The sequence below is a fragment of the Streptococcus sp. A11 genome, from assembly GCF_043674225.1.
GTDB lineage: Bacteria > Bacillota > Bacilli > Lactobacillales > Streptococcaceae > Streptococcus > Streptococcus suis_V.
Genome location: NZ_JBIMJS010000007.1, coordinates 11,640 through 37,535 on the forward strand (window position 1 = coordinate 11,640; position 25,896 = coordinate 37,535).

28 protein-coding genes and 1 riboswitch are annotated in these 25,896 nt (G+C 46.0%); of the genes, 20 read left to right on the forward strand and 8 right to left on the reverse strand.

Translation table 11 applies throughout. From position 1 onward, the window contains the following. Nucleotides 1-125: 125 nt before the first annotated feature. On the forward strand, nt 126-1,502 hold the full coding sequence (locus ACHBIF_RS05260) for a PTS sugar transporter subunit IIC (RefSeq protein ID WP_105111257.1): 1,377 nt from the start codon (nt 126-128) through the stop codon (nt 1,500-1,502). A 194-nt stretch (nt 1,503-1,696) separates the two neighbouring features. Here the strand turns inward: ACHBIF_RS05260 and ACHBIF_RS05265 are convergent, their stop codons facing one another. After that, nucleotides 1,697-2,779, reverse strand: coding sequence for a DEAD/DEAH box helicase (locus ACHBIF_RS05265; RefSeq protein ID WP_172079793.1), 1,083 nt, complete (start codon nt 2,777-2,779; stop codon nt 1,697-1,699). Further along, a complete protein-coding gene (locus tag ACHBIF_RS05270) occupies nt 2,776-3,756 on the reverse strand; it encodes a Gfo/Idh/MocA family protein (RefSeq protein WP_105111259.1) in 981 nt (326 codons plus the stop codon). Before ACHBIF_RS05270 ends, ACHBIF_RS05265 begins: the two co-directional genes overlap by 4 nt. Nucleotides 3,757-3,838: 82 nt before the next feature. On the opposite strand from ACHBIF_RS05270, the gene udk reads away from it, so the two are divergent. The 5 genes from udk to dnaX all read left to right on the forward strand — a co-directional run bounded on the left by udk (nt 3,839) and on the right by dnaX (nt 7,694). Next, the gene (gene udk / locus ACHBIF_RS05275; RefSeq protein ID WP_105123473.1) at nt 3,839-4,468 is read left to right on the forward strand and encodes a uridine kinase; all 630 of its coding nucleotides are present in this window, start codon (nt 3,839-3,841) and stop codon (nt 4,466-4,468) included. Between the two features lies 1 nt (nt 4,469). Continuing rightward, a complete protein-coding gene (locus ACHBIF_RS05280) occupies nt 4,470-5,009 on the forward strand; it encodes a PadR family transcriptional regulator (protein ID WP_172009443.1) in 540 nt (179 codons plus the stop codon). 185 nt (nt 5,010-5,194) lie between these two features. After that, nucleotides 5,195-5,464, forward strand: coding sequence for a DUF1294 domain-containing protein (locus ACHBIF_RS05285; protein WP_105111262.1), 270 nt, complete (start codon nt 5,195-5,197; stop codon nt 5,462-5,464). 65 nt (nt 5,465-5,529) lie between these two features. Beyond that, on the forward strand, nt 5,530-6,027 hold the full coding sequence (locus tag ACHBIF_RS05290) for a GAF domain-containing protein (protein WP_105161290.1): 498 nt from the start codon (nt 5,530-5,532) through the stop codon (nt 6,025-6,027). Then, a complete protein-coding gene (gene dnaX, locus ACHBIF_RS05295; RefSeq protein WP_394719141.1) occupies nt 6,027-7,694 on the forward strand; it encodes a DNA polymerase III subunit gamma/tau in 1,668 nt (555 codons plus the stop codon). The genes ACHBIF_RS05290 and dnaX overlap by 1 nt, the downstream gene beginning before the upstream one ends. Before the next feature lie 74 nt (nt 7,695-7,768). Here the strand turns inward: dnaX and ACHBIF_RS05300 are convergent, their stop codons facing one another. Together ACHBIF_RS05300 and ACHBIF_RS05305 are read right to left on the reverse strand one after the other, a co-directional pair. Further along, nucleotides 7,769-8,050: a DUF4300 family protein gene (locus tag ACHBIF_RS05300; protein WP_394719231.1), complete on the reverse strand. Its 282-nt coding sequence runs from the start codon at nt 8,048-8,050 to the stop codon at nt 7,769-7,771. 54 nt (nt 8,051-8,104) lie between these two features. Beyond that, the gene (locus ACHBIF_RS05305) at nt 8,105-8,272 is read right to left on the reverse strand and encodes a hypothetical protein (protein ID WP_172074542.1); all 168 of its coding nucleotides are present in this window, start codon (nt 8,270-8,272) and stop codon (nt 8,105-8,107) included. Nucleotides 8,273-8,462: 190 nt separating this feature from the next. Here ACHBIF_RS05305 and ACHBIF_RS05310 point away from each other — a divergent pair, with 190 nt between their 5' ends. Next, a complete protein-coding gene (locus ACHBIF_RS05310; protein WP_105111265.1) occupies nt 8,463-8,657 on the forward strand; it encodes a DUF3272 family protein in 195 nt (64 codons plus the stop codon). Here the strand turns inward: ACHBIF_RS05310 and birA are convergent. After that, on the reverse strand, nt 8,629-9,573 hold the full coding sequence (birA, locus tag ACHBIF_RS05315; RefSeq protein ID WP_105111266.1) for a bifunctional biotin--[acetyl-CoA-carboxylase] ligase/biotin operon repressor BirA: 945 nt from the start codon (nt 9,571-9,573) through the stop codon (nt 8,629-8,631). The two genes, ACHBIF_RS05310 and birA, sit on opposite strands and share 29 nt — an antisense overlap. A 64-nt stretch (nt 9,574-9,637) precedes the next feature. Between birA and ACHBIF_RS05320 the strand changes: the two genes are divergently transcribed. The 10 genes from ACHBIF_RS05320 (at nt 9,638) to ACHBIF_RS05365 (ending at nt 19,410) form a co-directional block, all read left to right on the forward strand. Beyond that, nucleotides 9,638-10,672, forward strand: coding sequence for a M42 family metallopeptidase (locus ACHBIF_RS05320; RefSeq protein ID WP_105111267.1), 1,035 nt, complete (start codon nt 9,638-9,640; stop codon nt 10,670-10,672). 1 nt (nt 10,673) lies between these two features. Continuing rightward, nucleotides 10,674-11,414 (forward strand): hypothetical protein, encoded by a 741-nt coding sequence (locus tag ACHBIF_RS05325; protein WP_394719144.1) that lies wholly within the window; start codon nt 10,674-10,676, stop codon nt 11,412-11,414. A gap of 12 nt (nt 11,415-11,426) precedes the next feature. Beyond that, the gene (locus ACHBIF_RS05330) at nt 11,427-11,894 is read left to right on the forward strand and encodes a cytidine/deoxycytidylate deaminase family protein (protein WP_105111269.1); all 468 of its coding nucleotides are present in this window, start codon (nt 11,427-11,429) and stop codon (nt 11,892-11,894) included. A 1,049-nt stretch (nt 11,895-12,943) separates the two neighbouring features. Then, a complete protein-coding gene (gene metK, locus ACHBIF_RS05335; RefSeq protein WP_105110227.1) occupies nt 12,944-14,134 on the forward strand; it encodes a methionine adenosyltransferase in 1,191 nt (396 codons plus the stop codon). A gap of 31 nt (nt 14,135-14,165) precedes the next feature. Then, on the forward strand, nt 14,166-14,765 hold the full coding sequence (locus tag ACHBIF_RS05340; protein WP_105110231.1) for an NAD(P)H-dependent oxidoreductase: 600 nt from the start codon (nt 14,166-14,168) through the stop codon (nt 14,763-14,765). A 119-nt stretch (nt 14,766-14,884) separates the two neighbouring features. Then, entirely contained in the window at nt 14,885-16,144 is a 1,260-nt protein-coding gene (locus ACHBIF_RS05345; protein ID WP_105110226.1) for a UDP-N-acetylglucosamine 1-carboxyvinyltransferase, read from the forward strand. Between the two features lie 42 nt (nt 16,145-16,186). Then, the gene (locus ACHBIF_RS05350) at nt 16,187-16,759 is read left to right on the forward strand and encodes a GNAT family N-acetyltransferase (protein ID WP_172073786.1); all 573 of its coding nucleotides are present in this window, start codon (nt 16,187-16,189) and stop codon (nt 16,757-16,759) included. Next, on the forward strand, nt 16,756-17,616 hold the full coding sequence (locus ACHBIF_RS05355) for a methionyl aminopeptidase (RefSeq protein WP_394719147.1): 861 nt from the start codon (nt 16,756-16,758) through the stop codon (nt 17,614-17,616). Before ACHBIF_RS05350 ends, ACHBIF_RS05355 begins: the two co-directional genes overlap by 4 nt. A 33-nt stretch (nt 17,617-17,649) precedes the next feature. Then, entirely contained in the window at nt 17,650-18,573 is a 924-nt protein-coding gene (locus ACHBIF_RS05360; RefSeq protein ID WP_105110224.1) for a YihY/virulence factor BrkB family protein, read from the forward strand. A gap of 93 nt (nt 18,574-18,666) precedes the next feature. Continuing rightward, entirely contained in the window at nt 18,667-19,410 is a 744-nt protein-coding gene (locus tag ACHBIF_RS05365; protein ID WP_105161286.1) for a hypothetical protein, read from the forward strand. Nucleotides 19,411-19,449: 39 nt separating this feature from the next. Here ACHBIF_RS05365 and ACHBIF_RS05370 read toward each other — a convergent pair whose 3' ends face one another. Beyond that, complete coding sequence (locus ACHBIF_RS05370; protein WP_105110222.1) at nt 19,450-19,887, reverse strand: GtrA family protein; 438 nt, start codon at nt 19,885-19,887, stop codon at nt 19,450-19,452. 29 nt (nt 19,888-19,916) lie between these two features. Beyond that, a riboswitch (PreQ1 riboswitch) is annotated at nt 19,917-20,014 on the forward strand. On the opposite strand from ACHBIF_RS05370, the gene ACHBIF_RS05375 reads away from it, so the two are divergent. From ACHBIF_RS05375 to ACHBIF_RS05385, 3 genes are all read left to right on the forward strand, one after another. Beyond that, nucleotides 20,015-20,524: a QueT transporter family protein gene (locus ACHBIF_RS05375; RefSeq protein ID WP_105110221.1), complete on the forward strand. Its 510-nt coding sequence runs from the start codon at nt 20,015-20,017 to the stop codon at nt 20,522-20,524. A gap of 193 nt (nt 20,525-20,717) precedes the next feature. Further along, nucleotides 20,718-22,874, forward strand: a complete 2,157-nt coding sequence (locus ACHBIF_RS05380) for a Tex family protein (protein WP_394719151.1) — start codon at nt 20,718-20,720, stop codon at nt 22,872-22,874. Further along, nucleotides 22,861-23,304 (forward strand): SprT family protein, encoded by a 444-nt coding sequence (locus ACHBIF_RS05385; protein WP_394719153.1) that lies wholly within the window; start codon nt 22,861-22,863, stop codon nt 23,302-23,304. The genes ACHBIF_RS05380 and ACHBIF_RS05385 overlap by 14 nt, the downstream gene beginning before the upstream one ends. Before the next feature lie 30 nt (nt 23,305-23,334). Here ACHBIF_RS05385 and ACHBIF_RS05390 read toward each other — a convergent pair whose 3' ends face one another. Together ACHBIF_RS05390 and recG are read right to left on the reverse strand one after the other, a co-directional pair. After that, entirely contained in the window at nt 23,335-23,766 is a 432-nt protein-coding gene (locus ACHBIF_RS05390) for a NusG domain II-containing protein (protein WP_105110218.1), read from the reverse strand. 96 nt (nt 23,767-23,862) lie between these two features. Next, the gene (gene recG / locus ACHBIF_RS05395) at nt 23,863-25,881 is read right to left on the reverse strand and encodes an ATP-dependent DNA helicase RecG (protein WP_105123487.1); all 2,019 of its coding nucleotides are present in this window, start codon (nt 25,879-25,881) and stop codon (nt 23,863-23,865) included. Nucleotides 25,882-25,896: the final 15 nt, after the last annotated feature.

Genomic DNA, 25,896 nt, shown 5'->3' on the forward strand with positions numbered 1-25,896 from the left:
TTCATAGAGGTAGGTTTTCTGCAAAAGACTATTTTTAGGAATGAATCATGATTTGATTTTCTTTGTTAACAAATTTGTCACAAAACCGTTTAAAGCGGAAGAAAAAAATAAAAAGGAGACAGATTATGTCAAATATTTCTGATAAGTTTATGGAAATATCTGGGAAAATCGGCTCGCAAAGGCATTTAGTTGCGATTCGAGATTCCTTTATTTCTATGATGCCAGTTACCATGGCCGGTTCAGTAGCAGTCTTGCTCAATGTTTTTCTGAGGGACATCCCAAATAATATGGGGTGGACTGGCTTTGCAGAGGCTATGCAACCACTGATAAATGTCAATGGTTATGTCTATTTTGGTACCATTGGTATAATGGCCCTCGTTTTCTCATTTGCCTTAGGCTACAATTTGTCTAATATGCACAAGGTCAACCCTTTGGCAGGTGGTTTGATTTCCTTTGCTTCCTTTATTTCTACTATGCCACAGAGCTTGACAATCTCCACAGCTCTCGATGGACTAGATAATTCAGTTATAACAGCTTTGAAAGACTTGGGGCTGACAATAGCAACAAATGATGGTGCATCTGTACTTGAAACAAGTGAATGGGGAGCCATTGCTTTGAAATATGCGGGAGCTACCGGTCTTTTCACCGCCCTCTTCATTGGCTTCCTATCAACATTTGTCTATGCCAGTCTGGTAAAACGGAATATTACTATCAAGTTACCAGATACAGTACCGCCTGCGGTAAACAAAGCCTTTGTAGCCATCATCCCTGGTACAGCAGCTATTTACGCATCTTCAATCTTGGCTTATGCAGTCTACGCTGCGACTGGTCAAGCCTTGAGTGATGTGATTTCAACCTATATCCAGATGCCATTGATGGGTCTATCTCAAGGTATTGGCTCAGTTATTTTGCTTACCTTCTTGGTTCAGCTTTTCTGGTTCTTTGGCTTACATGGTCACAACGTTTTGGCACCAGTTATGGATGGTATCTACGGGGTTGCCCTCAATGAGAATACTGCCGTTTATGAAGCGACAAGAAGCGCGGCAGACTTACCATGGTTATGGACTCGTGGTTCCTTTGATGCCTACGCTCAAATGGGTGGTTCAGGGGTTACATTGGCGCTCATCCTCGCCATCTTCATTTTCTCTAAACGAGAAGAATATAAAACAGTAGCTCGTCTTTCAACACCAATGGGAATCTTTAATATCAACGAACCAATCACATTTGGTATTCCAATGGTACTGAACCCACTCTTTGTTATTCCATGGTTGATTGTACCGCCTGTTTGTGCAACAATTGCCTATCTAGCGACCTCTATGGGCTTGATTCCGCCTGTCTTCTTAGCGGTTCCATGGATTACACCTCCAGGCTTGTATGCTTACTTGGCAACTGGTGGTAATGTGATGGCAGCCCTTGTATCACTCTTCAACCTCTTCATTGCCTTCCTGATCTGGACACCGTTTGTTATTTCAGCAAACAAGGTGAAGGCTGGAACAGAATAATGTTTAAGAAAAATAAACATCCATTTTTGCTCTCGGTTGGTTTCTTTCTCATTGCAGTGAGTCCACTGTATGGCAATCCCTATCTGAACATCGTTGCAGGATTAAGCCTGATATTAATCAGCATTCTGTGGAAATAACCAAAACTCCCTAGCTTCAATCTGGCTAGGGAGTAACTGTTTATTATAGCTTAGTTCTTAGACCTTATACAATTCCTGTTGTTTCAGGATGACTTCTTGTACTTGGGCGTATTTTTTCAACTGTTTGAGCTCGCTTGGGCTGGATACCAGGGTGATAACCAAGCCCTCCTTGCCCATACGACCGGTACGACCTGCTCGGTGGGTATAGGCCTCCTGGTCAAAGGGAACCTCGAAGTTGAGGACGCATTCCAGATTATCGATGTCAATCCCACGCGCTACCATATCTGTAGCCAGCAAGAGGTTGATTTCATGTTTTTTGAACCGCTTGATGATAACCTTGCGGAACTTGACGTTGACATCAGATGCCAGCGAAACAGCATTGGCACCGTTGTAGAGCAACTTATCCTCGCTAGCACCCAGGTCCGATAGGCTGTTGAAGAAGGCAAGGGCTCGGAAATCAGGGATATTGGCAAACTTGCGAAGGACTTCCAGACGATTTCGCTTGTCCACCATCATGTAGCAATGCTGGATATTGTCCAATTTCTTCTCGGACAGGTCCAAGGTCAGTACATCAGGACCAATCTTTTCCCGGTCAAACTTGGCTGTCGCACTCATATAGACCAACTGGTGGTCCCGAGGGACGTAGTTGATAATTTTTTCCACGAAATGGTACTGGGAATCGCTAAAAAGCTGGTCAAATTCATCTAGGATAATGGTGTTAACATTCATTATCTTGATTTTTTTCAGCTTGATGAGCTCAAAAATCCGACCGGGCGTTCCGATAAGGATTTCAGGTCCTTTTTTCAGTCGCTCAATCTGGCGCTTTTGACTGGAGCCAGACAAAAAGAGCTGGGCAGTGAGGCCGATCGTCTCCGACCAGGTCTTGCAGACATCAAAAATTTGTCCAGCTAGTTCTGTATTTGGTGCTAAAATCAGCAATTGTTGGGCTTTTTTTGGCGTCAAGGCCAGCAAACTAGGCCAGAGATAGGCCAGGGTCTTGCCGGTGCCTGTTGGGCTGATAGCCAGCAGGGACTGTCCATTTTTGATAGGCTCGAAAGCCTGGGTTTGAACCGGAGTGAAGTCTTCAAATCCGGCCTGTGTCAGCTGGTCCAGCCAGCTAGTTGGGAAGTTGGTTTTCATATCGTATCCGCCTTAAAGGTGATTCCTGCGTCCTTGCGCATGGTGTAAAGAGTTTGGTGGACGGCCTGGGCCACATCCAGCCACTGGTCCGCCAGTTCATGGTTTTGCTCCCTGATGACCCGAGCAAAGTTGACCGCCTCCTCCAGCATGGGGTGCGGAGCTACTTGGACAGGCAGGGCAATTTGGCTACCGTCGTGTTTTTTGAAAATAGCAGAGCTGATCCGTTGGCAACCATCCAGGACCAAGGTACCATCCGCTGTATAGATTTCGCTTGGCAGGTCACTGGTCACATTTTTTCCAGCCTGAATGGTCACGAAGAAGTCATCATAAATGAGTTGTCCACTACCGTTCAAATCCAAGCTGGACGGCAATTGCTGGGCTGTGTAGCGAGCAGACTTGGGAGTGCCAATCAAGCCGATAGCCGCATAGAGAGTATAGACACCCAAATCCATGAGGGCCCCACCTGAAAAATCTGTCGAGAAGATATTGGGTGTCTGGTCAGCCAGCAACTCAGGCATTTTTGATGAATACTTGGCATAGCCAAAGTAGCCACCCAAAATAGTCTGATCAGCCAGGAAGTCACGAATAATGGCAAATGCCTCTTCCTGGTAATTACGGGCTGCTTCAAAGAGAAAGATACCTTTTTCCTTGGCTATTTGTCTCAGCCTAGCCAATTCATCAGGCCGTGATACCATGGTTTTTTCGACAATGGCATGTTTACCAGCCTCCAGCACGGCCTTGGCCTGTTCAAAATGAAGGGAATTGGGACTGGCGATATAAACCAGGTCCAAGTCCGATGCCAGAAACTCTTGCATACCTGTGTATAAAATTACATTTTCATAAGGAGCAGAAAAATTTCTGGCGGTCTCGATATTTCTAGACAGGACGGCGCTTAGTTGATAGGCTTGACTTTTTTGAGCCGCTTTAATAAATTCATGAGAAATGGATGAAGTTCCAATAATTCCAAATTTAAGCATAAAATCTCATTTCTTTATGTGTTATTCTTTTCATTATAGCACGTTTCGTGTTAAAATAGTATTGATAAGAGAAGGAGTTGATATGACACAGAAACCGATTATTATTGGCGTAACAGGTGGATCGGGCGGCGGCAAGACCAGTGTGTCTCGCGCGATCTTGGATAATTTTCCTGATGCACGAATTTCAATGATTGAACATGATTCTTACTATAAGAATCAATCTCACCTGACATTTGAAGAACGTATCTTAACCAATTACGACCATCCACTGGCTTTTGACACAGATCTCATGATTTATCATATAGGAGAACTGTTAGCAGGTCGAGCAGTGGACATTCCGATTTATGACTATACCCAACACACTCGTTCTGACAAAACCTATCGTCAAGACCCTCAAGATGTCTTTATTGTAGAAGGAATCTTGGTACTTGAGGATCAGCGTCTTCGCGATTTGATGGATATTAAAATTTTTGTGGATACAGACGATGACATTCGTATTATTCGTCGGATCAAGAGAGACATGTTAGAACGCGGGCGGAGTTTGGATAGTATTATTGATCAATACACCTCGGTAGTGAAACCTATGTATCACCAATTTATCGAGCCAACCAAACGTTATGCCGACATTGTCATCCCTGAGGGGGTTTCCAATGTCGTGGCTATTGACTTGATAAATACCAAGGTGGAGAGTATTTTGAGAGAGCGTGGTTAAGATGCCGAAGCAGAGAGTGTTGCCCAATATCATTTTAGGGATTATGGCTTCCAGTGATAGTATGGTAACAGGAAAACAAATAACAGAGTTCGTCCAGCGTGATTTGGGAGAATTTTGGCAAGTAGCCCATAGTCAAGTCTATCCAGAGTTGAAGCGGATGACCAGCGACCAATGGATTACCTGTCATCCAGTACCTGGTAACGATAAGGAAAAGCAGTATGCGATGACCGAAGAGGGAATGAAAATCTTAGATGAGTGGTTGTCTGTCCCAAATGAAGACACACCGCAGCAGAAAGATATTTTCTCCTTGAAATTGTTCTTCATTCGCAACCGCAATGATAGACGGATTCCAGTTTTATTGGAAGGCCAGATTGAGCTGGTTGACAAGCATTTGCGCCATCTAGAAGATCGGAAAAATCACCTGTTTTCTGATAAGGAAGCGATTCGCGAGAATTTCGGAAGATACTTGATTCTAAATCGAGCAATTGCTCGAAATCGTGCCCAACTGAATTGGTTGCAGGATACTTTAGACGATATCTAAAAGACGGTTCAGATTTTCTGAATCGTTTTTTTCTTGTCTCTATCAGGATAGTATGGTAAAGTGGAAGTGGTAATGCTCTGTGAAAATTATCTTCGATGTCAATCCAACTCGATAAATAAGAGCTTGGGCAGGATTGACCGTCGGCCAGATTGAATTTTATTGAGCGAAAGTAGAAAGAGAGAAAAATGGACAGTAAACAAGTTGTGGCCATGCTGTTGTTAGTGTGGAACCTGGTGGTCTTTCTGACTTACGGTATGGACAAGGGCAAGGCCAGAAAGGGTGCCTATCGGATTTCTGAAAAGACTCTGCTCTTGATGTCTTACCTGGGCGGTGGTCTGGGTGCTTGGGCAGGTGGCAATCGTTTCCGTCACAAGACCCAAAAATGGTATTTTAAATTGGCTTGGACAGTTGGGGTCCTGATTGACCTGGCTATCCTCTTGTGGGTGATGAAGTAGGCGCAAGCCTTTTTCTTTTTTACTTGGAACTATAAATGTTCCTCATTCTGTGCTATAATAATTCTATGAAAAATCAAGAAAAAATCGCACAGTATCAACTCTTGCTGGCTCAATTGGAAGCCCTCCTCGACGGAGAAACCAATGCGCTAGCTAATTTGTCCAATGCCTCGGCTCTGCTCAATCAAGCTTTGCCTCACTCTATCTTTACAGGTTTTTACTTGTATGATGGGCAGGAATTGATTTTGGGGCCATTTCAGGGTGGCGTATCTTGCGTTCACATTGCCCTTGGAAAGGGTGTCTGTGGGGAATCGGCAGAGAAACGTCAGACCATTATCGTAGACGATGTCCGGACCCACGCTAACTACATCTCCTGCGATGCGGCAGCCATGTCCGAAATCGTGGTGCCTATGGTGAAAAACAGTCAGCTCTTGGGCGTTTTGGACTTGGATTCCAGACTGGTTGCGGATTATGATGCCATTGACCAAGAATACCTTGAGAAATTTGTCGCCCTCCTAGTGGACAAGACAAATTGGAATTTTGCTATGTTTGGAGAAAAAGGGTAATGTACCAAGCTTTATATCGGAAATACCGGAGCCAGACCTTTGGAGAAATGGTGGGGCAGGAGGTGGTAGCGACTACACTCAAGCAGGCCATTGAGCAGGGTAAAATCAGCCATGCCTACCTCTTTTCGGGTCCTCGTGGAACGGGTAAGACTTCGGCTGCCAAGATTTTCGCCAAGGCCATGAACTGTCCCAATCAGGTGGCGGGTGAGCCTTGTAATGATTGCTATATCTGTCAGGCCATTACCGAGGGCAGTCTGGAGGATGTGATTGAGATTGACGCGGCATCCAATAATGGTGTCGATGAAATCCGTGATATTCGGGACAAGTCAACTTATGCACCTAGCCTTGCAACCTACAAGGTTTATATCATTGACGAGGTCCACATGCTGTCGACTGGGGCTTTTAATGCACTCTTGAAGACCTTGGAGGAGCCGACGGAAAATGTGGTCTTTATTCTTGCGACGACGGAGTTGCACAAAATTCCAGCGACCATTTTGTCCAGGGTGCAACGATTTGAATTTAAGTCTATCAAGGTGACCGACATTCAGGCGCATCTGGCGGCAATTTTGACCAAGGAAGGTCTTACCTTTGACAGCCAAGCTCTGACTGTCATTGCCCGTCGGGCAGAAGGTGGGATGCGGGATGCCCTGTCAATCCTCGATCAAGCTCTCAGTCTCAGTCCCAATCAAGAAATCACCCTGGCTATCGCTGAGGAAATCACAGGCTCTATCAGTTTGAAGGCGCTGGATGATTATGTGACCAGCCTTCGTCAAGCAGATAGCCTAGAGGCCCTCAGTCACTTACAGACCTTGTTCGATCAAGGCAAGAGCATGAGCCGGTTTGCGACGGACTTGCTCCATTATCTGCGGGACATGCTCGTGGTTCAGACCGGTGGCGAGGATACGCACTTAACCGTAGGTTTTACGGAAAATTTGGCCCTGCCTCAGGCGCGGATTTTTGCCATGATTGAGCAGGTGACTAAGGGCTTGAGCGACATTAAGACCAGTCCCCAGCCCAAGATTTACGCCGAGATGATGACCATTCGCTTGGCTGAGGATGGTTCATCTTTTTGGAAAATGGCAGAGCTACCAGACGATTTGGCCCAGCAATTGACCAAGCTCCAGCAGCAGGTGGCAGATTTGCAGCAACAATTGGCTAATTTATCTAGTCAACCTGTCCAAGTCAAGCCGGTTTCCCGCAAACCACAGGCACCTAAGAAATACAAATTAGACACCAGTAAGGTTCATGCTATTTTGCAAGAGGCCATGGAACATCCAGCTCAGGCGCGTGAAAATTTGACCCGCCTACAAAATGCTTGGGGTGAGATTATCGAGAGCTTGTCTGGTGCAGACCGTGCCTTGCTAGTCGGTTCACAGCCGGTTGCGGCCAATGAAAATCACGCAATTTTAGCCTTTGAGTCCCCGCTTAATGCTGAACAAACCATGAAACGGGACAATCTCAATACCATGTTTGGCAATATTCTCAGCAAGGCTGCCGGATTTTCACCGCAAATCTTGGCCATCGCCCACGAAGATTGGTTGTCCATTCGGGCGGAATTTTCAGCCAAAGCCAAAGGAGCCAAGGCGCAAACTGTTGAGAAAGAAGAAAGCCCAGTGCCAGAGGAATTTGGATTTTTGGCAGACACAGTGGAAATTGTGGAGGATTAGAACTTCTCTGCTATATAAAAAAATCAATCAAGGCAGTCTTTCATTTTGTTGCCGTGATTGATTTTTGTTTCTTCTTACGATTTGTTTTTTACAAGCTTATCGTTTTCCATGATAAAGGGCTGAGCAGTTTCTTGGCTGTAGTCCACGGCATACTTGTCTAGCAAGTAAGAGTAGACAGCCTCCTTGTTCTTGAATTTCCAGGCTTGGTAGGGTTCTTGGAAGGAAAGTTTTTCGACGAAAAGGGCGCCTTCTTCATCTTCAACAATGACACCCACGTGACTGATGAAGAGGTTATTGCCGTCCAAATCATCGTGCATAACGACGGATACCATTTTGGCCTTATCTGAAAATGAAATGGTGGATAGATGTTCTTACATTTTTTGGGCATGAACCGTGACATCTTTTGTTGCCTAGGTTGGAATAGCGCTATAAAAATTGGTTGACATCCTCTTATGGAAGGTTGCTTCAAGCCGTTTTTTGACCTCGGTTAGACTGGACTTATCCACCAGATTGGATACTTGTGGCTCAGACGATAGAATGGTTTGGCATCCAGCCAAGATTAGAAAACTTGTAAGCATAAGTGCAAGAATTTTTTTACATTACTTTCCTCCCTGAAAACTTCTTCTAGCATAGTTCATTTGGCTATTTTTAGCAAGACAGATATTAAAAATTCAATGTCTGGCTGTGCAAATTGGAGATTTTTGACATGAAAGATGTTTGTGACACAAAAATCAGCCATTGGCTGAATTTTTTGCTATAATCTATTGTATGAGACTATCACATTTTATATTTTTAGCATTGACTACGATTTTAGCGACTTATTTTATGAATGCCTCGATTTTGGCTGGGGATTTTTTGATTGCGGGCATCTATGCCTTTATCGTCATCCGCAACCTTCGTTTTGCCTATAAGGTTACGCAATTCATACGCCTCTTTAATGGTCCGTCCAAGAAGAAAGGCTGATTTCTCCGCTAGAAATCATTTTGGCCCTGCCATTGTCCAGTTGAATGACCAGGTTTCCAGTATCAGTAACGGCGATGGCTGTGCCCGTGAAAGTCACATTATTTTCGACAAAGCTCACTTGTTGGCCTACGACAAGTGATTTTTCTTTATAGAGGGCAATCAATTCCCGCTCATCTGTGTGGAAGAAGGCCTGCCAGATGGCTGTGATGAGTTGATTGCGGGTAAAGGGGGGGTGGTCCTCAAAGAGATTTCCTGCTGTTTCTTTCAACTCTTTTGGAAAATCATCAATATGCACATTGATGCCAACGCCGATGATGACGTCTGTAATGGTCTGACTTTCCATGGAAGAAATGGCTTCGGTCAGGATGCCAGCGACTTTTTTCTTGCCCAGATAAATATCATTAACCCACTTGATTTGCACGTCCAAGTCGCTCAATTCTTGGATAGCTTTCACAACCGCGGCTGCCACCAAGATGGTGTAGGGCTTGAATTCCAAGAAGGGAACATTGGGCGATAGTCTGAGAGACATATAGATGCCACCGGATTTTGAGGTGTAAAATGGGCGCCCGAACCGACCCTTGGCCTTGTTTTGATAGGGAGCCAGATAGAGGGCAGGGCTGGGGTGACCGTTTTCGATACCTTGTTTGGCGTCCAATTGGGTAGAGTCGCTATCGGCCTTGATGTAGACAGGAATCTGCAAGGTCTCAGCAATCACATCCGGCAAGAGCAAATCGCCTTCCACCAGCTTGTAACCTCGATTGCGGGCAGCCTCGATGGTCAATCCATGCATTTCCAGCTGGCGGATAGCTTTCCAAACCGAAGTCCGAGAGACCCCCAATTCTTGAGCAATTTCTTCACCGCTGATATAATCCTGTCGCTCGACCAAAAGAAGATAAATTTTTTGATAGGTTTTCATGCTTTCATTATAGCAAAATAAATGGCTAAAAGTGGTATAATAGTCTTACAAACAGGAGGTTTCCATGCAAACAGTAGATTATATTGTAAAATTAACCAATACACCTTCGCCAACGGGCTTTACGACGGACATTATGAACTATATCAAGAGCGAGGTCGAGTCCTTCGGCTATCAGGCGACCAAGACTGCTAAAGGCGGCATTCTGGTTTCAGTGCTGGGGGAAAGTGACCAACAACACCGCATTGTCACTGCTCATCTAGACACACTCGGAGCAATGGTTCGGACCATTAAACCAGACGGTCGGATTAAAATGGATTTGGTGGGAGGATTTGGCTACCCTTCTATTGAAGGTGAAAACTGCCTGATTCACTGTGCGAAAAACGGCAAGGTCTTTACGGGGACCATTCTCATGCACCAGACTTCTGTCCATGTCTACCGCGATGCCAATACCGCTGAGCGCAATCAGACCAATATGGAAATCCGACTGGACGAAAAAGTAAGCTCTGCGGATGAGACGCGCGCTTTGGGTATTGAAGTCGGAGATTTCATTTCCTTCGATCCGCGTACGGTGGTTACAGCGACTGGCTTTATCAAGAGCCGTCATTTGGATGACAAGGTTTCGGCAGCCATTCTCATCAACCTGCTCAAGACCTACAAGGAAGAGGGTATCACCCTCCCTTACACCACCCATTTTTATTTTTCAAACAATGAAGAAATCGGCTACGGTGCCAATTCTAGCCTGCCAGATAAGGTTGTAGAGTACCTAGCGGTTGATATGGGAGCGATGGGAGACGACCAGCAGACGGATGAATACACGGTTTCTATCTGTGTCAAAGATGGCTCCGGTCCTTATCATTATGAATTGCGTCAGCACCTCGTTTCCTTGGCTGAGAAGGAAAACATTCCTTACAAATTAGACATTTATCCTTACTATGGTTCAGATGCTTCTGCGGCTATGCGAGCAGGTGCAGATGTCAAACACGCCCTGCTGGGTGCAGGAATTGAGTCTAGCCATTCCTACGAGCGTACCCATTTGGACTCTGTGCAGGCGACTGAGCGTATGGTCGATGCCTATCTCAAATCGCACATGGTAGATTAACATGAGTGAAACACGTTTTTTACAGCTCTTTAATGACTTGGATAAAATCTTGCGCAAGGTCTGCAAGGTTCCAGATGGTGAATACGCCGACGTAGCATCCATGCTTGCCAAGGCCAAGGAACTCAGTCCTCACAATCCAGTCGAGGCCAACTGGGACAAGCTCTATGTAGCTCGTCAGCTCCGTAATCTCTTGGTCCATGAAAATCGCACCAATTTGCAGGAGGTGGCCCAGCCTTCGCAGGAGTTGATTGCGGTTTTGGAAAAGGTCATCGCCCAGTATCAAGAACCCATGACGATTGGTAACTTTTTGCGCCAGATTGAGAAAGTCAAGCCCGTTACCTTTGAAGGCTCTGACAAGCTGATTAAGGCCTTGGAAGTAGTGGACAGGGAGCATTTTTCAAAATTTCCTATCTTCGCTCAAAATACCTATCAAGGCTTGGTTTCGGACAAAGGATTGACCAACTGGCTTGCCAAGGCTAGCAAGGAGACGGGCTCTATCCGAGAAAAATTGGAGCGGGCCAGCCTAGCGGATGTCCTAGCCTGTGAAGATGACAGTATTCGCGTGGTGCAAGTCTCTGCCAAAACCAGCCTTTATGAAGTGATGAGCCAATTTGAAAGCCGCAAGCGGACGACCATCTTGGTCAGTCGCCAAGGTCATGGCAATATTCAGTCTCCAGAAGATCTGTTTGGCATTATCACGGCGCAGGATTTGGCGGCAATTTACCGGCTATTAGATGAATAGAAAGGATAAGTTATGTCAACAAACCGTCTAGCTTGGGATGAGTATTTTGCGGCGCAGGCGCTTTTGATTGCCAATCGTGCTACCTGCAAGCGTGCCAAGGTCGGTGCGGTCTTGGTCAAGGACAATAAAGTAATTGCGACAGGCTATAATGGTTCGGTTTCTGGTACAGAGCATTGTTTGGATCAAGAATGCCTGATGATTGACGGTCACTGTGCCCGAACCCTCCACGCAGAAGTCAATGCGATTTTGCAAGGAGCAGAGCGAGGTATCCCCAAAGGATTTACTGCCTATGTGACACATTTCCCCTGCCTGAATTGCTCCAAACAGCTCCTGCAAGTGGGCTGCAAACGAGTGGTTTATATCAATGAGTACCGTATGGACGACTATGCCCACTATCTCTACAAGGAGAAGGGCTGTGAACTGGTTCATCTGCCATTAGAAGATGTCAAACAGGCTATTCAAGATGCAGAATTTATATAGAAGAGGAAGAGTTTGTAGACAAAAGTCTCCTTTCGGACTTTCCTGAGGTGATGTCGGACGGTAGTAAACTTTCTTGTTTCTGGGTTTACTCCTCAAACAGTCTCCCAGACTGTTTGAGCTACCTACGGAATTCCATACCTAGTCATTGAGACTAAGGTCTCAATGACTCCGAGCAGTGAGAAAGTTTCACTTTCTTGATTTCCCACCTTAGACAGTCTCCCAGACTGTCTAAGCACAGCGGAAAGTCTCGGTTTAGACTCGCTCAGCTCGCAAAATAAATCAAATTTAATTTTTTCTTAGCAGAGCTAATCAGTTTATTTACTTAGAGTATAGTCTGTCTACGTTCTGAGAGTTGTAAGGATGCAACTCTTTTTTTACGATTTATTTGTTAAAAAGGTCACGTTTTGTTGAGAAATGTGCTATACTAGAGGGGTTATTAAGTCCCGAAAAGGCAGTCTGAACACTGGTTAATGATTTGTAGCAATGTAAATCATCTTCCTTGCTCGATTTCAAAGAAATCTCGCAAAGAACCAGTCGTTTACGACTGGTTCTTTGTAACTTTTTAACCCGCTAAGAAAATTTCTGTCGCAAGCTCCGTATTTTCTACGGAAGCCACTATCCTGCGGTCTTCCTAAGCGGCTTACTAACTTTTCCAAGAAAATAATATCGATTTTCTTGGATTCGTGTCGTAACCCGCTAAGAAAATTTCTGTCGCAAGCTCCGTATTTTCTACGGAAGCCACTATCCTGCGGTCTTCCTAAGCGGCTTACTAACTTTTCCAAGAAAATAATATCGATTTTCTCGGATTCGTGTCGTAACCCGCTAAGAAAATTTCGTTGAATATGCGACGAAGTCGCAAGGGGATAGTTTCCGCCGTGGTGAAAGTCATAGAATGTTTACATTCTATGACTAGGGCTTGGCAAGACTTAGGTTTGCCAAAAAGAAATAGAACTCCGCAGGAGATCGCTTTCGGCCTGCACCACTTCAGGAAACTATCGGAAAACAGAAATTTTTAGCAAACAAGATTTATTTAAAAGGGGGACATTTTTATGTCAGAACGTAAGTTGTTTACGTCTGAGTCAGTTTCGGAGGGGCATCCGGATAAGATTGCTGACCAGATTTCAGATGCTATTTTGGATGCTATTTTAGCCCAGGATCCAGATGCCCACGTGGCAGCAGAGACAGCTGTTTACACAGGTTCTGTCCATGTATTTGGCGAAATTTCGACCACAGCCTATGTGGACATTAACCGCGTGGTGCGCGATACCATTGCTGAGATTGGCTATACCAAGGGCGAATACGGTTTTGCTGCAGAATCAGTCGGGGTGCACCCGTCATTGGTGGAGCAATCACCGGATATTGCGCAAGGGGTTAATGAAGCCTTGGAGGCACGTCAAGATGCCAGTCAAGATCCACTCGATTTGATTGGGGCAGGTGACCAAGGGCTCATGTTTGGTTTTGCGGTAGATGAAACGCCGGAACTCATGCCATTGCCAATTTCACTGAGTCATCAGTTGGTTCGTCGCTTGGCAGAGTTGAGAAAATCAGGCGAAATTGCTTATCTTCGTCCAGATGCCAAGTCTCAAGTAACTGTTGAGTATGATGAAAATAATCAGCCTGTTCGTGTTGATACAGTAGTTATTTCGACCCAGCACGACCCAGAGATCAGTCAAGAACAAATTCGTCAAGATGTGATTGAGCAGGTCGTTAAAGCGATTATTCCGGCAAATTATCTGGATGATCAAACTAAGTTCTTTATCAATCCTACAGGGCGCTTTGTGATCGGTGGTCCGCAAGGTGACTCTGGTTTGACTGGTCGTAAAATCATTGTGGATACCTATGGCGGTTATGCTCGTCATGGTGGAGGTGCCTTTTCTGGTAAAGATGCGACCAAGGTTGACCGTTCAGCATCCTATGCAGCCCGTTATATTGCCAAAAATATTGTCGCGGCAGGATTTGCCAAGAAGGCAGAAGTCCAGCTAGCCTATGCTATCGGTGTGGCCCAGCCTGTTTCTGTCCGTATTGATACCTTTGGCACCAGCACTGTTTCTGAAAGCAAATTAGAGGCGGCTGTGCGTCAGATTTTCGACCTGCGCCCAGCGGGAATTATCCAAATGTTAGACCTCAAGCGTCCGATTTATAAGCAGACGGCGGCTTATGGACACATGGGACGGACAGACATTGACCTTCCGTGGGAACGACTGGATAAGGTGGATGCTTTGAAAGAGGCTTTGGCCTAGTTGATAGGGAGGTCTTGTGATGAAAAAAGCCCTGATTGTATTTGCCCATCCTCGAAAAGAAAGTTTTACCCATGCCTTGGTGGCGCGGGTTGAGCAGGCTTTACGCAAAAATGGGATAGAAGTGACTGTGCGTGATTTGTATGCGCTGGGTTTTGATCCTGTATTGCGTGGAGAGGATGCCATCCATATTGAAAATGGTCAGTTTGTTCGCGATGCAGCTGCCTATCCAGCTGATGTTCAAGTTGAGATGGACTTGATTGCGGAGAGTGATTTGCTGGTTTACATTTTTCCGTCTTGGTGGAATGGGATGCCGGCTATCATGAAAGGCTACGTTGACCGTGTTTTTCAGCATGGATTTGCCTACAGCTTTGAATCCGATGAACCGCGCCAGCTATTTTCCACGAAAAAAGCCATGTTCTTTACTCCAACAGGGCAACCGCAGAATACAGATGGCAGCTTGACACCGATTGACCAAGCCATGAAGTTTTTGACCTCTGATTGGCTCTTCAATAGCAATGACGCCCAAGTTCTTGGCCATGTTTTTTATGGCCGTGTGCCTTATTTGACACGGGATGAATTGGAAGTCTACTTGCAAGATGCAGAAGAGCGTATCCAGAAAATATTCGATTAAAGCAAAGGGGGCCTGCAAGGGCTACCCTTTTCATTTCAAATAACTAGCATTTTCACTAAGCTTGTGGTAAAATAAAACGTATGCCTTTTTGGGCAAAGTTAGAAATGAGAAATTCTAGTATGAGAAAAATTGTAATTCAAGGCGGGAAACCTTTAAAAGGGACTGTTACAGTCAGTGGTGCTAAGAACTCTGTTGTAGCATTGATTCCAGCCATTATTTTATCGGATGGGATTGTAACTCTGGATGGTGTGCCAGCTATTTCCGATGTAGATAGTTTGATTGATATTATGGAGACTATGGGGGCAACGGTCAAACGTGACGGCGAAACTCTTGAGATTGACCCGCGTGGTGTGCAGGATATGCCCATGCCTTTCGGGAAAATCAATAGTCTGCGGGCCTCTTATTATTTCTACGGTTCGCTGTTAGGTCGTTTTGGACGGGCAGTGGTTGGTCTACCAGGTGGTTGTGACCTGGGGCCCCGTCCCATCGATTTGCATCTGAAAGCATTTGCTGCTATGGGCGCTGAAACGACCTACGAGGGCGAGTATATGCGTTTGGCGACGGATGGTTCTCGTATCCGTGGGGCTCATATATTTATGGATGTTGTCAGTGTTGGCGCGACTATCAATACCATTTTGGCGGCTGTCAAGGCTGAAGGGCGGACAGTTATCGAAAATGCGGCGCGTGAGCCAGAAATCATTGACGTAGCAACTCTTTTGAACAACATGGGAGCCCATATTCGCGGTGCTGGTACAGACATCATTACCATCGAAGGTGTTGACCGTTTGAATGGTACCCGTCACCAAGTCATTCCTGACCGGATTGAAGCAGGTTCCTATATCGCACTTGCAGCAGCAGTTGGGGAAGGTATCCGCATTGACAATGTGCTCTACGAACACTTGGAAAGTTTCATTGCCAAATTGGAGGAAATGGGCGTTAGGATGACTGTTTCTGAGGATAGCATCTTTGTTGAAAAACAGGAGCAGCTTAAGGCAGTCAGCATAAAAACAGCGCCTTACCCAGGCTTTGCGACGGATTTGCAGCAACCCATTACCCCACTCTTGCTCAAGGCAGAGGGGACTGGGACAATTACCGATACAATCTATGAAAAACGTGTCGGACATGTTCAGGAATTGTCAAATATGGGTGCCAAAATCATGACCCGCAGCAATCACATTGCCTTTGAAGGTCCAAACAATTTGGTTGGAGCGCCTGTTAAAGCAACGGATTTACGTGCAGGTGCGGCCATGGTCATCGCTGGTTTGATGGCACAAGGGCGGACAGAAATCACCAATATTGAATTTATCCTTCGGGGCTATTCCAATATTATCGAAAAACTAACAGAACTGGGTGCGGACATCCAGCTAGTAGAAGAATAAAAGAAGGAGGCTGGAAGTCATTCCAGCCTCTCAAGATAGATGATGACTATATGGATGGGCTTGGCAGCGACTGCCAGATTTGAAACAGAACGCCTCATCTTACGGCCTTTTCGCTACGAAGATGGGGATGATTTTTACCAGATGGTTTCTAAGCCAGAAAAGATGCCTTTCATTTTTCCGGCTTTGCCCGACAAGAACTTGGCAGTAGCGACCATGGTGGAGAAATTTATGCGCCAACCCTTGGGAAACTGGGCTTTGGTGGACAAGGTTTCCCAGCAGCTAATCGGTGCGCTCTGTTTTGAAAAAATGGACGAGAGCAAGTTGACTGCGGAGCTCAGCTATTTCCTTAAAAAAGAAAAATGGAGGCAGGGTCTGATGACGGAGGCCGTGCGCAACCTAGTCTTTTTGGCCTTTTATGAATTGGGCTTGCGTGAGCTGACCATCATCACCCATCTGGAAAATGCTGCTAGTCAGGCTGTGGCCAGAAAGGCTGGCTTTGTGCAGGTTGACCACTATCGAGGGAGTGACCGTTATAGTCACAAGACGCGGGAATACCTGAAATTTAGCTTGAAAAAAGCAGACTTTAGATTAGAAATCAATGAGGAGAACCAATGATTACCATTAAATCACAGCGTGAAATTGATGCCATGAATCGTGCAGGAGACGTCTTGGCTGGAGTGCATATCGGATTGCGTGAGCTGATTAAGCCGGGCGTAGACATGTGGGAAGTAGAAGAATATGTCCGAAAGACTTGTAAGGAAAAGAATGTTTTGCCCCTTCAAATCGGTGTAGATGGCGAAATCATGGACTATCCTTATGCCACTTGTTGTGGTCTTAATGACGAGGTGGCTCATGCCTTTCCGCGTCATTACAAACTCAAAGAAGGCGATTTGCTCAAGGTGGACATGGTTCTGAGTGAGCCATTGGACAAAGCAGTTGTCGATGTGTCAAAACTCAATTTTAACGATGTAGCAGCCATGAAGAAAATCACCCAAAGCTATCGCGGTGGTGTGGCGGATTCTTGCTGGGCTTACGCAGTTGGTCAGGTGTCCGAAGAAGTGACCAAGCTGATGGAAGTGACTAAAGAATGTCTCTATCGTGGAATGGAGCAGGCTGTTGTTGGCAATCGGATTGGTGATATTGGCGCGGCGATTCAAGAATATGCCGAAGGTCTCGGCTATGGTGTAGTCCGTGACTTGGTTGGTCACGGGGTTGGTCCAACCTTTCACGAAGAACCAATGGTGCCTCACTACGGAATTAAAGGCCGTGGTCTCCGTTTACGCGAAGGTATGGTCTTGACCATCGAACCTATGATCAATACAGGTACTTGGGAAATTGACACCGATATGAAAACAGGTTGGGCTCATAAAACTTTGGATGGCGGTTTATCTTGCCAATACGAGCACCAATTTGTCATCACCAAAAATGGTCCTGTTATCTTGACCAGTCAAGGCGAAGAGGGAACTTATTAAACAGACTCATGCTATAAAAAAGGGGGAGAGAGGATGAAGAAGGAAACACTTTTTGAGAAGGTCAAGTCCTTTTTCGGGTCCTTCTTTTCTTTTTATCGATCAGCAGAGGTGGATTTGACCAGTGTAGCAGTGGCCTATTATTTGCTGATTTCAGGCTTTCCCATTTTGCTGACTCTGGCTAATCTGCTGCCCTACTTTCCCTTTGATGTGGAAGAAATCCTGGCCATTCTCAAAGAATTTATTCCAAGTCAGTTTTCTGGGACAGTTTTGCCAACGGTGCGGTTGCTCCTGACCCAACGTTCCTCCTCTTGGTTGGGAATTTCAATTATGACAACGCTCTGGACGGTCTCTAAGAGCATGATGATTTTACAAAAGGCGGTCAACAAGGCCTACGGTGTCACAGACCACCGCAATGTGATTCTTGCACGGATTGTAGGTGTCTTGATGGGGCTTGGTCTCCAAACTATTCTCATTTTGTCCATTACGCTCTTGACCTTTGGCCAAGCCATTGTCCAATTTATCCGGTCCAATCTGGGTATTGACAATGATTGGTTGCTGGGGATTTTTAGCCAGGTCCAGTGGATTGCTTATCTAGCCCTGGCGGTTAGTTTGATTATGTTTTACTATGTTTTACCCAATGTAAAAATTCCCAAGCTACGCTATGTTTTGCCAGGACCTGCTTTTGTTCTGGGAGTCTTTATTGGTCTGGGGAATATGTTGGCGACCTATGTTCAGCGTTCGGCAGATAAGATGGTCGATGTCCGCCTGGTGACTAGTTTGGTCTTTCTGGTTGTCATGATTTGGTTCATTCTCTTGAGCCATCTTCTCATAGTGGGAGCAGTTCTCAATGCCACTGTCCAGAGCAGACAGGAGGGCGAATTTGAACAGCGTTCGGGAGATATGAAAGAAACCTGGAAGGCCCTGAAAAGATTTTTTACAAGAAAGCAGAGTACATGACCAGCGAGAGTTGGTCTTTTTTGGTGCGTTTTTCTGGATTTTATGAATAATTAGTGATATATTTGTAAAAAAAGTTGGATACAGGAGGTTGATATGAAATTTAGCCGAATTTTATTTTTATCCTTGTTCAGTTTGATTCTTGTAGCCTGCGGGCTTAGTCAAGGTCAGAATTCTGCACAATCATCAGATTCTGAAGCTGCTGTTACTGGGACTTCAAGCAGTGGAGCAGCTGAAACTTCTAGTCAATTGCCTTCAAAGCAAGCATTAGAGGCTGACCCCACACCCTTGGATATTGCGAGTGTAGTCAATCCTGCAAATTTGGGTCAGAATCTGTCAGACGGAGGCTATGTTTTTGTTTTTCGCTATACAGGGGCTGGCGGAGAGCGGACAGCAGTTCCGGAGAATCTACAAGGTCAGGTTATCGATGATGGCCAGCGGATTTCTGATTCTAGCGTAGAAAAGATGGGACTCTATGGGCAAAAATACCGGGATTTAGGGGTAGAAGCTGACCATATCCTTACTTCTGAATATTACTTCGTCTGGCAGCATGCCCAGGCTGCATTCGGGGATAATTTGGAAATCAATCGAGATTTGACAGGGTCCTTGAATTTTTCTGACGATCAGGAATTGGAGCAATCCTTACAAAACTTGCGGAATCGGACCATTCAAGTCCCTGAAGCTGGAAAATCAACGATTTTATTTACCCACCAGGGCAAGTTTGACAAGGCCTATGGCTACTATATTCCAGCAGGGACGACCCTGGTATTCAAGCCGGATGGTAGCAACCAACCCAAGCTCATTGCTGTTTTGACTTTTGAAGAGTTTTTGAATGTATAAATTAGATACTTAAAGCAAATAGGTTTGGACCCGCCAAACCTATTTTGTATTTTTAAAAATAAATAATTTACTAAGGACATAGTTGAGGACGATGACCAAGACCTGCGAAAGAGCAGTTGCGATAGCATTGACTTTTTGAATGTCCTGTTGAACAAATTGGCCGATGATGTGAGGGAATTTTTCGACCAGGAAATAGGCTAGGGCCATATCGAGGACCAGGGTAGAAATACGGGCGCCGATAAATTTAACCAGCCGTCCCTGCCAACCATTTTTTTCCTGCTTGAAGACATAGCGGTCATTGGTCCAAAAGGCAAAGAGAATGGCAACTGTGTTGGCAATCAGAGTGACCATTAAAATGTTGGGCCAGATGTAAAAGAGGCTGGTTCGCGTGATGATATAGACCAGGGTTGCGGCGACGCCCGCGATTAGATAGAGGATGACTTCATTTTCTAAGAATGTTTTTACTAGTTTTTTCATAAGAACTAGTCTATCATTTTTTTGAAAATTATGCTATACTGGAAAACGTTGTAAATACAACCCTTGGGACTTGCTCACTTTACCCAAGCATATTTCAGGCGGTCAACCCGCTAAAGGAGAATTTTTTATGAAGACATCTACCTTTTCTGTCAGAGATCTGGCAGAGATTGCTATCGTTGCGGCCATTTATGTGGCTTTGACCCTCACACCACCCTTGAATGCTATATCCTTCGGTGCCGTTCAATTTCGGATTTCAGAAATGCTGAATTTTCTAGCCTTTTATAATCCTAAATACATCATCGGAGTGACCATCGGTTGCATGATTGCCAATTTGATTGGCTTTGGGGTCATTGATCTATTTGTTGGTGGTTTTTCAACTCTTATCTTCGTGACACTTGGTGTGAAATTATTTTCAAAATACAAGGACCACTATCTTTTCAATGGTTTGATCAATAAGGCTTTCCTCTATTTTTCCTTGTTTTTCTCATTTACCATGTTTACCATTGCTTTAGAGCTAAAGTTCTTGTACGATTTGCCATTTTTCCTTACCTGGTTGACAACAGCGGCTGGGGAATTGCTTTCGCTCTTGGTCGGGGCAGTCATTATGGATAAATTGGCTAAGCGATTGAATTTGTAACAGAACGAGTTAATGTGAGCAGGGTCTGGACTGAAGTCCAGGCTCTTTTTGCATGTAAGATAAAATGAGCTCATTCAGTTAATCAAAGACAATACGATTTTCTGGACTATAGCAACAAAAATTGCTCCGCAGACCGGATCTTTGGCTCTCTTTTTGAGCTGGTCAGGTCTTTTTTCATGGTATAATAGAGCTTATGGAAGAAAAATACATGAAGATTGCCCAAGAATTGGGTGTAAGTTTGAAACAGATTGATACGGTATTGACCCTGACAGCTGAGAGCAATACCATCCCCTTCATCGCTCGTTACCGCAAGGAAGCAACGGGTAATTTGGACGAGGTTCTTATCAAGGCCATTATTGACCGAGATAAGGCTTTGACGGCTTTGGCTGACCGCAAGGCGTCGGTTCTGACCAAGATTGAAGAGCAGGGCAAGCTGACTGACCAGCTCCGTCAGGCCATTGAAGAGGCTGAAAAGTTGGCGGACGTCGAAGAGTTGTACCTGCCATATAAGGAAAAACGTCGGACCAAGGCGACGGTGGCGCGTGAGGCTGGTCTCTTTCCACTGGCACGCTTGATTTTGCAGTATGGTGCAGACTTAGAAACTCAGGCGGCAAGCTTTGTCACTGAAGGCTTCGATACGCCGACCGCTTGCTTGGTCGGTGCAGTGGACATTCTCGTGGAAGCTCTGGCTGAGGATGCCAAACTCCGTGCTTGGGTCTACCATGAAATCCTGACCAATTCCAGACTTATATCAGAAGTCAAGGATCAGGACAGCGATGAGAAGGCTGTCTTTGAAATCTACTATGAATTTGCCGAGAAAATTGCGAAGATGCAAGGCTATCAGACTCTTGCCATCAACCGCGGTGAAAAATTAGGCATTCTCAAGGTCGGTTTCCAGCACAATCTGGACAAGATGATCCGCTTTTTTGAATTGCGCTTTCCGCAGCAAAATGCCTATATTCAAGAAGTTATCAGTCAGGCCCTGAAAAAGAAGATTATCCCAGCTATGGAGCGCCGTATTCGTACGGAATTGACTGAGCAGGCGGAAGAAGGGGCCATCCAACTCTTCTCGAAAAACCTCCGCAACCTGCTTTTGGTTTCACCCCTGAAGGGTAAGGTAGTCCTCGGCTTTGACCCTGCCTTTCGTACAGGGGCAAAACTAGCGGTCGTTGACCAGACAGGAAAACTCCTGACGACGCAGGTTATTCACCCCGTCAAGCCGGCCTCACAGGCTCAGATTGCCCAAGCCAAGCAGGATTTGGCAAATCTGATTGGTCAATACCAAGTCGAAATCATTGCCATCGGAAACGGTACGGCCAGCCGCGAATCAGAAAGCTTCGTTGCTGATTTGCTCAAGGACTTCCCACAGGTCTCCTACGTCATCGTCAATGAAAGCGGAGCCTCAGTCTACTCTGCCTCTGAACTGGCCCGTCAGGAATTTCCAGACCTAACTGTCGAAAAACGCTCTGCTATTTCCATCGCCCGCAGGCTCCAAGACCCGCTGGCTGAGCTGGTCAAGATTGACCCGAAGTCCATCGGTGTCGGCCAGTACCAGCACGATGTTAATCAGAAACTTCTGTCAGAGAGTCTGGATTTTGTCGTCGATACGGTGGTCAACCAAGTCGGTGTCAATGTCAATACGGCTAGTCCCGCCCTCCTTGCCCATGTGGCTGGTCTCAACAAGACCATTTCGGAGAATATCGTCAAGTATCGCGAGGAGCATGGCGCTCTGACCACCCGTCAAGAGCTCAAAAAGGTGCCGCGTTTGGGCGATAAGGCTTTCGAGCAGGCGGCTGGCTTCTTGCGTATTCCTAACGGCACTAATCTTTTGGATAATACTGGCGTGCATCCTGAGTCTTACAAGGCTGTCGAGAACTTGCTTGCTCATCTAGCTATCGACCACTTGGACTCTGCTGCGCAGGAAAAATTAGCGACGGTGTCAGTTGCGGACATGGCTGAAACCTTGGGCATCGGTCAGGAAACTCTGAAAGATATTATCGCAGACTTGCTCAAACCGGGTCGGGATTTACGGGATGATTTCGAGGCCCCTATTTTGCGTCAGGATGTCTTGGATGTCAAAGACTTGAAAGTCGGTCAAGAATTGCAGGGAACGGTCCGTAACATTGTGGACTTCGGTGCCTTTGTCGATATTGGTGTCCATGAAGATGGGCTTATTCACATTTCCCGCATGGTCAAACGTAAGCGTGACGGCAAAGGTCGTCTTATGGCGCAACCTCACCCGAGTGAAATCCTTGCGGTTGGTGAAATTGTCACTGTCTGGGTGACAGAAGTAGATATAAAACGCAACCGCATCGGTCTGAGCCTCTTGAAACCTCATGGACTTGACTAAGTACGTAGAGCTGGTGTCCAGAGAGGACTTCGGCAAGGAATTTCGTCATGTAGCCATCTGGAATCGCCATCTGCGCTCGACAGGCGGACGCTTTTTCCCGCAGGATGGGCACTTGGACTTCAATCCCAAGCATCTGGAAAAGTTTGGTTTAGAGGTCTTTCGGCAGATTGTCCGCCACGAGCTCTGCCATTACCATCTCTATTTTGAGAAAAAGGGCTATCGCCACGGGGATAGGGATTTTCAAGAACTATTACAGGCTGTCGATGGACTTCGTTATGCACCTAAATTGGCACAAGCACAGAAACCAAATCCCCGCTACAGTTGCACGGCCTGTGGTCAAGTCTACATGAGAAAGCGCAGGATTGACCTCAAGAAATACAGGTGCGGCAAGTGCAGGGGGATGCTAAAACAGCTAAAAAACGAATCATGATAGTTTCGTCATCACGATTCGTTTTTCTTTTTATAGGGGTAAAATCAATTCTTCCTCTTCCTCTGTAGGTTCGCCCCCAACGGCCTTGATTTCAATCATGAGGTTGTGGGGCAGGCAGACGGAGAGTTGACCGGGTTTGCTAATCCAGCCTGTCATGACGGCAATCTGATCCGGGCTATTGTCTTCCTTGACCCGGATACTCTGACCGTCGACTTCGATGATATTGTATTGGCCAGGATTGGGATAATAGGTGATTTCCTGATGTTTGGTATCGGCAGCTAGTTCAAATTCATCCACGACCTCTCCGTTGATGCGGACATAAGCAATGATTTTTGCTTCTTGTCCCTGCTCTGATAGCTCTGCATAGGTGAGGATAGCAGGTGTGAAGGACAGAACCAGGGCCAGTCCGATGAGCAGGTAGTCGAATAGTTTTAGCTGCTTGAGAATAGTCTTGAACGTCATAGCTCTATTGTATAGAAAAAATCCAGCTTTGTAAATTGCTGGATTGATTTTATTCTGGGGGACAGCTTTATAACTGAGTAGCTGACTTGATGATGCCTAATCCAACTCATTTTTCATATCCAGGTGTTGGGCTAGGATACTCCAGCTTGGGTTTTCTTGCCAGTTGGCTTCAGCGGTAATTTGGCTAGCCAGGCGCCTAGCTTCTTCTAGGATAGGATAGTCATCAATGATATTGGCAACCTGAAATTCTGGCAGACCGGATTGGCGGGTACCAAAGATCTCACCAGAGCCCCGCATTTTCAGGTCTGCTTCGGATAGGACAAATCCGTCCGTAGTTTCTGTCATCAGTTTCATCCGTTCCTTGCCGGACTCGGTTTTGGGATTGGCGACCAGGATGGCGTAGGATTGCTTGTCTCCCCGACCCACCCGGCCCCTCAGCTGGTGGAGCTGGCTGAGACCAAAACGATCCGCATCCATGATAACCATAATGCTGGCATTGGGAACATTGACACCAACCTCGATAACCGTTGTTGAGACCAGGATATCTGTTTTTCTTTCCTTGAAAGCCTGCATGATACTATCCTTTTCCTCGGAGGACATCTTACCATGCAGGAGGTCAATTGTGGTCTTCGAGCCGAAATAGTCCCTCAATTCCTCCGTTAAGGCAACCGCATTTTTCAAGTCCAGGGCTTCGGATTCCTCAATCAAGGGAGAAACGAAGTAGACCTGGCTTTCTTTTTTTAGCTCCTTTGTCATCCAATCCAGTACAACTGGTAGCTGCTGGTGTTTGACCCAGCGCGTGATAATGGGTTTTCGTCCGGCTGGAAGTTGGTTGATGATGGAGACGTCCATATCGCCAAAGGCTGTGATGGCTAATGTCCTTGGAATCGGTGTAGCCGTCATCATGAGAACATCTGGATTGCTCCCTTTTTGACGGAGGAGTTTTCGTTGCTTGACCCCAAACCGGTGTTGTTCGTCTGTGATGACTAAGCCTAATTTATGATAAGTGACTGCATCCTGAATCAAAGCATGGGTCCCGACGATCAAGTCGACCTGATTTTCCTCGATAGCCTTGAGCGCGGCCCGTCTAGGGGCAGCCTTCATTTTACCGGTTAACAGGGCTATGGACAAGTTGGGAAAGAGTCCCTGTAGGCTTTGATAATGTTGCTCGGCTAGAATTTCCGTTGGAACCATGAGGGCAGATTGAAAGCCAGCTGTGTGAGTGGCGTAGATGGCCAAGCCTGCCACAACCGTTTTTCCGGAACCGACATCACCTTGCAGCAGCCGATTCATATGGCGACTGGATTTCATATCTTCTAAGATATCCTCCAGGACCTGATTCTGAGCCTGGGTCAGAGAGAAGGGGAGGGCCTGGATGGCTTGCTGGACAGCTGGTTGGTTAAATGGAATGGCTAGTCCCTTAGATTGGTCACGGTTTTGCGCCTTGAGTTGCTGGAGCTGTAGCTGGAAATAGAAGAGTTCTTCAAATTTAATACGGCGCAGGGCTTGTCTATACTGGTCTAAGTCTTCTGGGAAATGCATGGCCCGAACAGCGTCGATCCGTCCCATGAGCTTGTAGCGTTCCAGTATAGGGCTGGGGAGATTCTCAGTCAGGAGGTCTAAATAGCCTAGGTCCACGGCGGACTTGACCAGTTTGACCAGCTGGGTCTGACTAATTCCTTGAGCGACATGATAGACAGGCTGCAAATCATCTGCTTGCTGGGACAAGATTTTCATTCCCGTCAAGCTAGCCTTGGCTTTATCCCATTTACCCCAAATGACTATATCTTGTCCTACTTCCACCTTGTCGGCCAGATAGGGTTGATTGAAAAAAGAAACGGCTACCACCACCTGGTCCTGCTTGATAGAAAAACGAAGGCGGTTGCGTTTGAAGCCATAATATTGCACATTGGCTGGAGTGACGACCTGCCCCATAATCACAGCCTTTTCGCCGTCCATAAGCTCTAAGATAGATTTTGTCTCGTAATCTTCGTAGCGGAAGGGATAGTAGCACAGGACATCTTCCACGCTATAGAGGTCTAGTTTTGTAAATTTCTCTGCTGACTTGGGTCCAATTCCAGGCAAGACAGACAGTGGGTCCTTCAAGTGTTTCATGCTTGTATTATAGCA

Excerpts from the sequence above, each read along its gene's own strand:
- dnaX (WP_394719141.1), top strand. The coding sequence starts at position 6,027 with ATGTACCAAGCTTTATATCGGAAATACCGGAGCCAGACCTTTGGAGAA.
- ACHBIF_RS05355 (WP_394719147.1), top strand. The coding sequence starts at position 16,756 with ATGATTACCATTAAATCACAGCGTGAAATTGATGCCATGAATCGTGCA.
- udk (WP_105123473.1), top strand. The coding sequence starts at position 3,839 with ATGACACAGAAACCGATTATTATTGGCGTAACAGGTGGATCGGGCGGC.
- ACHBIF_RS05330 (WP_105111269.1), top strand. The coding sequence starts at position 11,427 with ATGTCAACAAACCGTCTAGCTTGGGATGAGTATTTTGCGGCGCAGGCG.
- ACHBIF_RS05285 (WP_105111262.1), top strand. The coding sequence starts at position 5,195 with ATGGACAGTAAACAAGTTGTGGCCATGCTGTTGTTAGTGTGGAACCTG.
- ACHBIF_RS05320 (WP_105111267.1), top strand. The coding sequence starts at position 9,638 with ATGCAAACAGTAGATTATATTGTAAAATTAACCAATACACCTTCGCCA.
- ACHBIF_RS05280 (WP_172009443.1), top strand. The coding sequence starts at position 4,470 with ATGCCGAAGCAGAGAGTGTTGCCCAATATCATTTTAGGGATTATGGCT.
- ACHBIF_RS05290 (WP_105161290.1), top strand. The coding sequence starts at position 5,530 with ATGAAAAATCAAGAAAAAATCGCACAGTATCAACTCTTGCTGGCTCAA.
- ACHBIF_RS05305 (WP_172074542.1), bottom strand. The coding sequence starts at position 8,272 with ATGCTTACAAGTTTTCTAATCTTGGCTGGATGCCAAACCATTCTATCG.
- birA (WP_105111266.1), bottom strand. The coding sequence starts at position 9,573 with ATGAAAACCTATCAAAAAATTTATCTTCTTTTGGTCGAGCGACAGGAT.
- metK (WP_105110227.1), top strand. The coding sequence starts at position 12,944 with ATGTCAGAACGTAAGTTGTTTACGTCTGAGTCAGTTTCGGAGGGGCAT.
- ACHBIF_RS05385 (WP_394719153.1), top strand. The coding sequence starts at position 22,861 with ATGGACTTGACTAAGTACGTAGAGCTGGTGTCCAGAGAGGACTTCGGC.
- ACHBIF_RS05350 (WP_172073786.1), top strand. The coding sequence starts at position 16,187 with ATGACTATATGGATGGGCTTGGCAGCGACTGCCAGATTTGAAACAGAA.
- ACHBIF_RS05365 (WP_105161286.1), top strand. The coding sequence starts at position 18,667 with ATGAAATTTAGCCGAATTTTATTTTTATCCTTGTTCAGTTTGATTCTT.
- ACHBIF_RS05325 (WP_394719144.1), top strand. The coding sequence starts at position 10,674 with ATGAGTGAAACACGTTTTTTACAGCTCTTTAATGACTTGGATAAAATC.
- ACHBIF_RS05270 (WP_105111259.1), bottom strand. The coding sequence starts at position 3,756 with ATGCTTAAATTTGGAATTATTGGAACTTCATCCATTTCTCATGAATTT.
- ACHBIF_RS05265 (WP_172079793.1), bottom strand. The coding sequence starts at position 2,779 with ATGAAAACCAACTTCCCAACTAGCTGGCTGGACCAGCTGACACAGGCC.
- ACHBIF_RS05310 (WP_105111265.1), top strand. The coding sequence starts at position 8,463 with ATGAGACTATCACATTTTATATTTTTAGCATTGACTACGATTTTAGCG.
- ACHBIF_RS05260 (WP_105111257.1), top strand. The coding sequence starts at position 126 with ATGTCAAATATTTCTGATAAGTTTATGGAAATATCTGGGAAAATCGGC.
- ACHBIF_RS05390 (WP_105110218.1), bottom strand. The coding sequence starts at position 23,766 with ATGACGTTCAAGACTATTCTCAAGCAGCTAAAACTATTCGACTACCTG.
- ACHBIF_RS05360 (WP_105110224.1), top strand. The coding sequence starts at position 17,650 with ATGAAGAAGGAAACACTTTTTGAGAAGGTCAAGTCCTTTTTCGGGTCC.
- ACHBIF_RS05345 (WP_105110226.1), top strand. The coding sequence starts at position 14,885 with ATGAGAAAAATTGTAATTCAAGGCGGGAAACCTTTAAAAGGGACTGTT.
- ACHBIF_RS05370 (WP_105110222.1), bottom strand. The coding sequence starts at position 19,887 with ATGAAAAAACTAGTAAAAACATTCTTAGAAAATGAAGTCATCCTCTAT.
- recG (WP_105123487.1), bottom strand. The coding sequence starts at position 25,881 with ATGAAACACTTGAAGGACCCACTGTCTGTCTTGCCTGGAATTGGACCC.
- ACHBIF_RS05375 (WP_105110221.1), top strand. The coding sequence starts at position 20,015 with ATGAAGACATCTACCTTTTCTGTCAGAGATCTGGCAGAGATTGCTATC.
- ACHBIF_RS05380 (WP_394719151.1), top strand. The coding sequence starts at position 20,718 with ATGGAAGAAAAATACATGAAGATTGCCCAAGAATTGGGTGTAAGTTTG.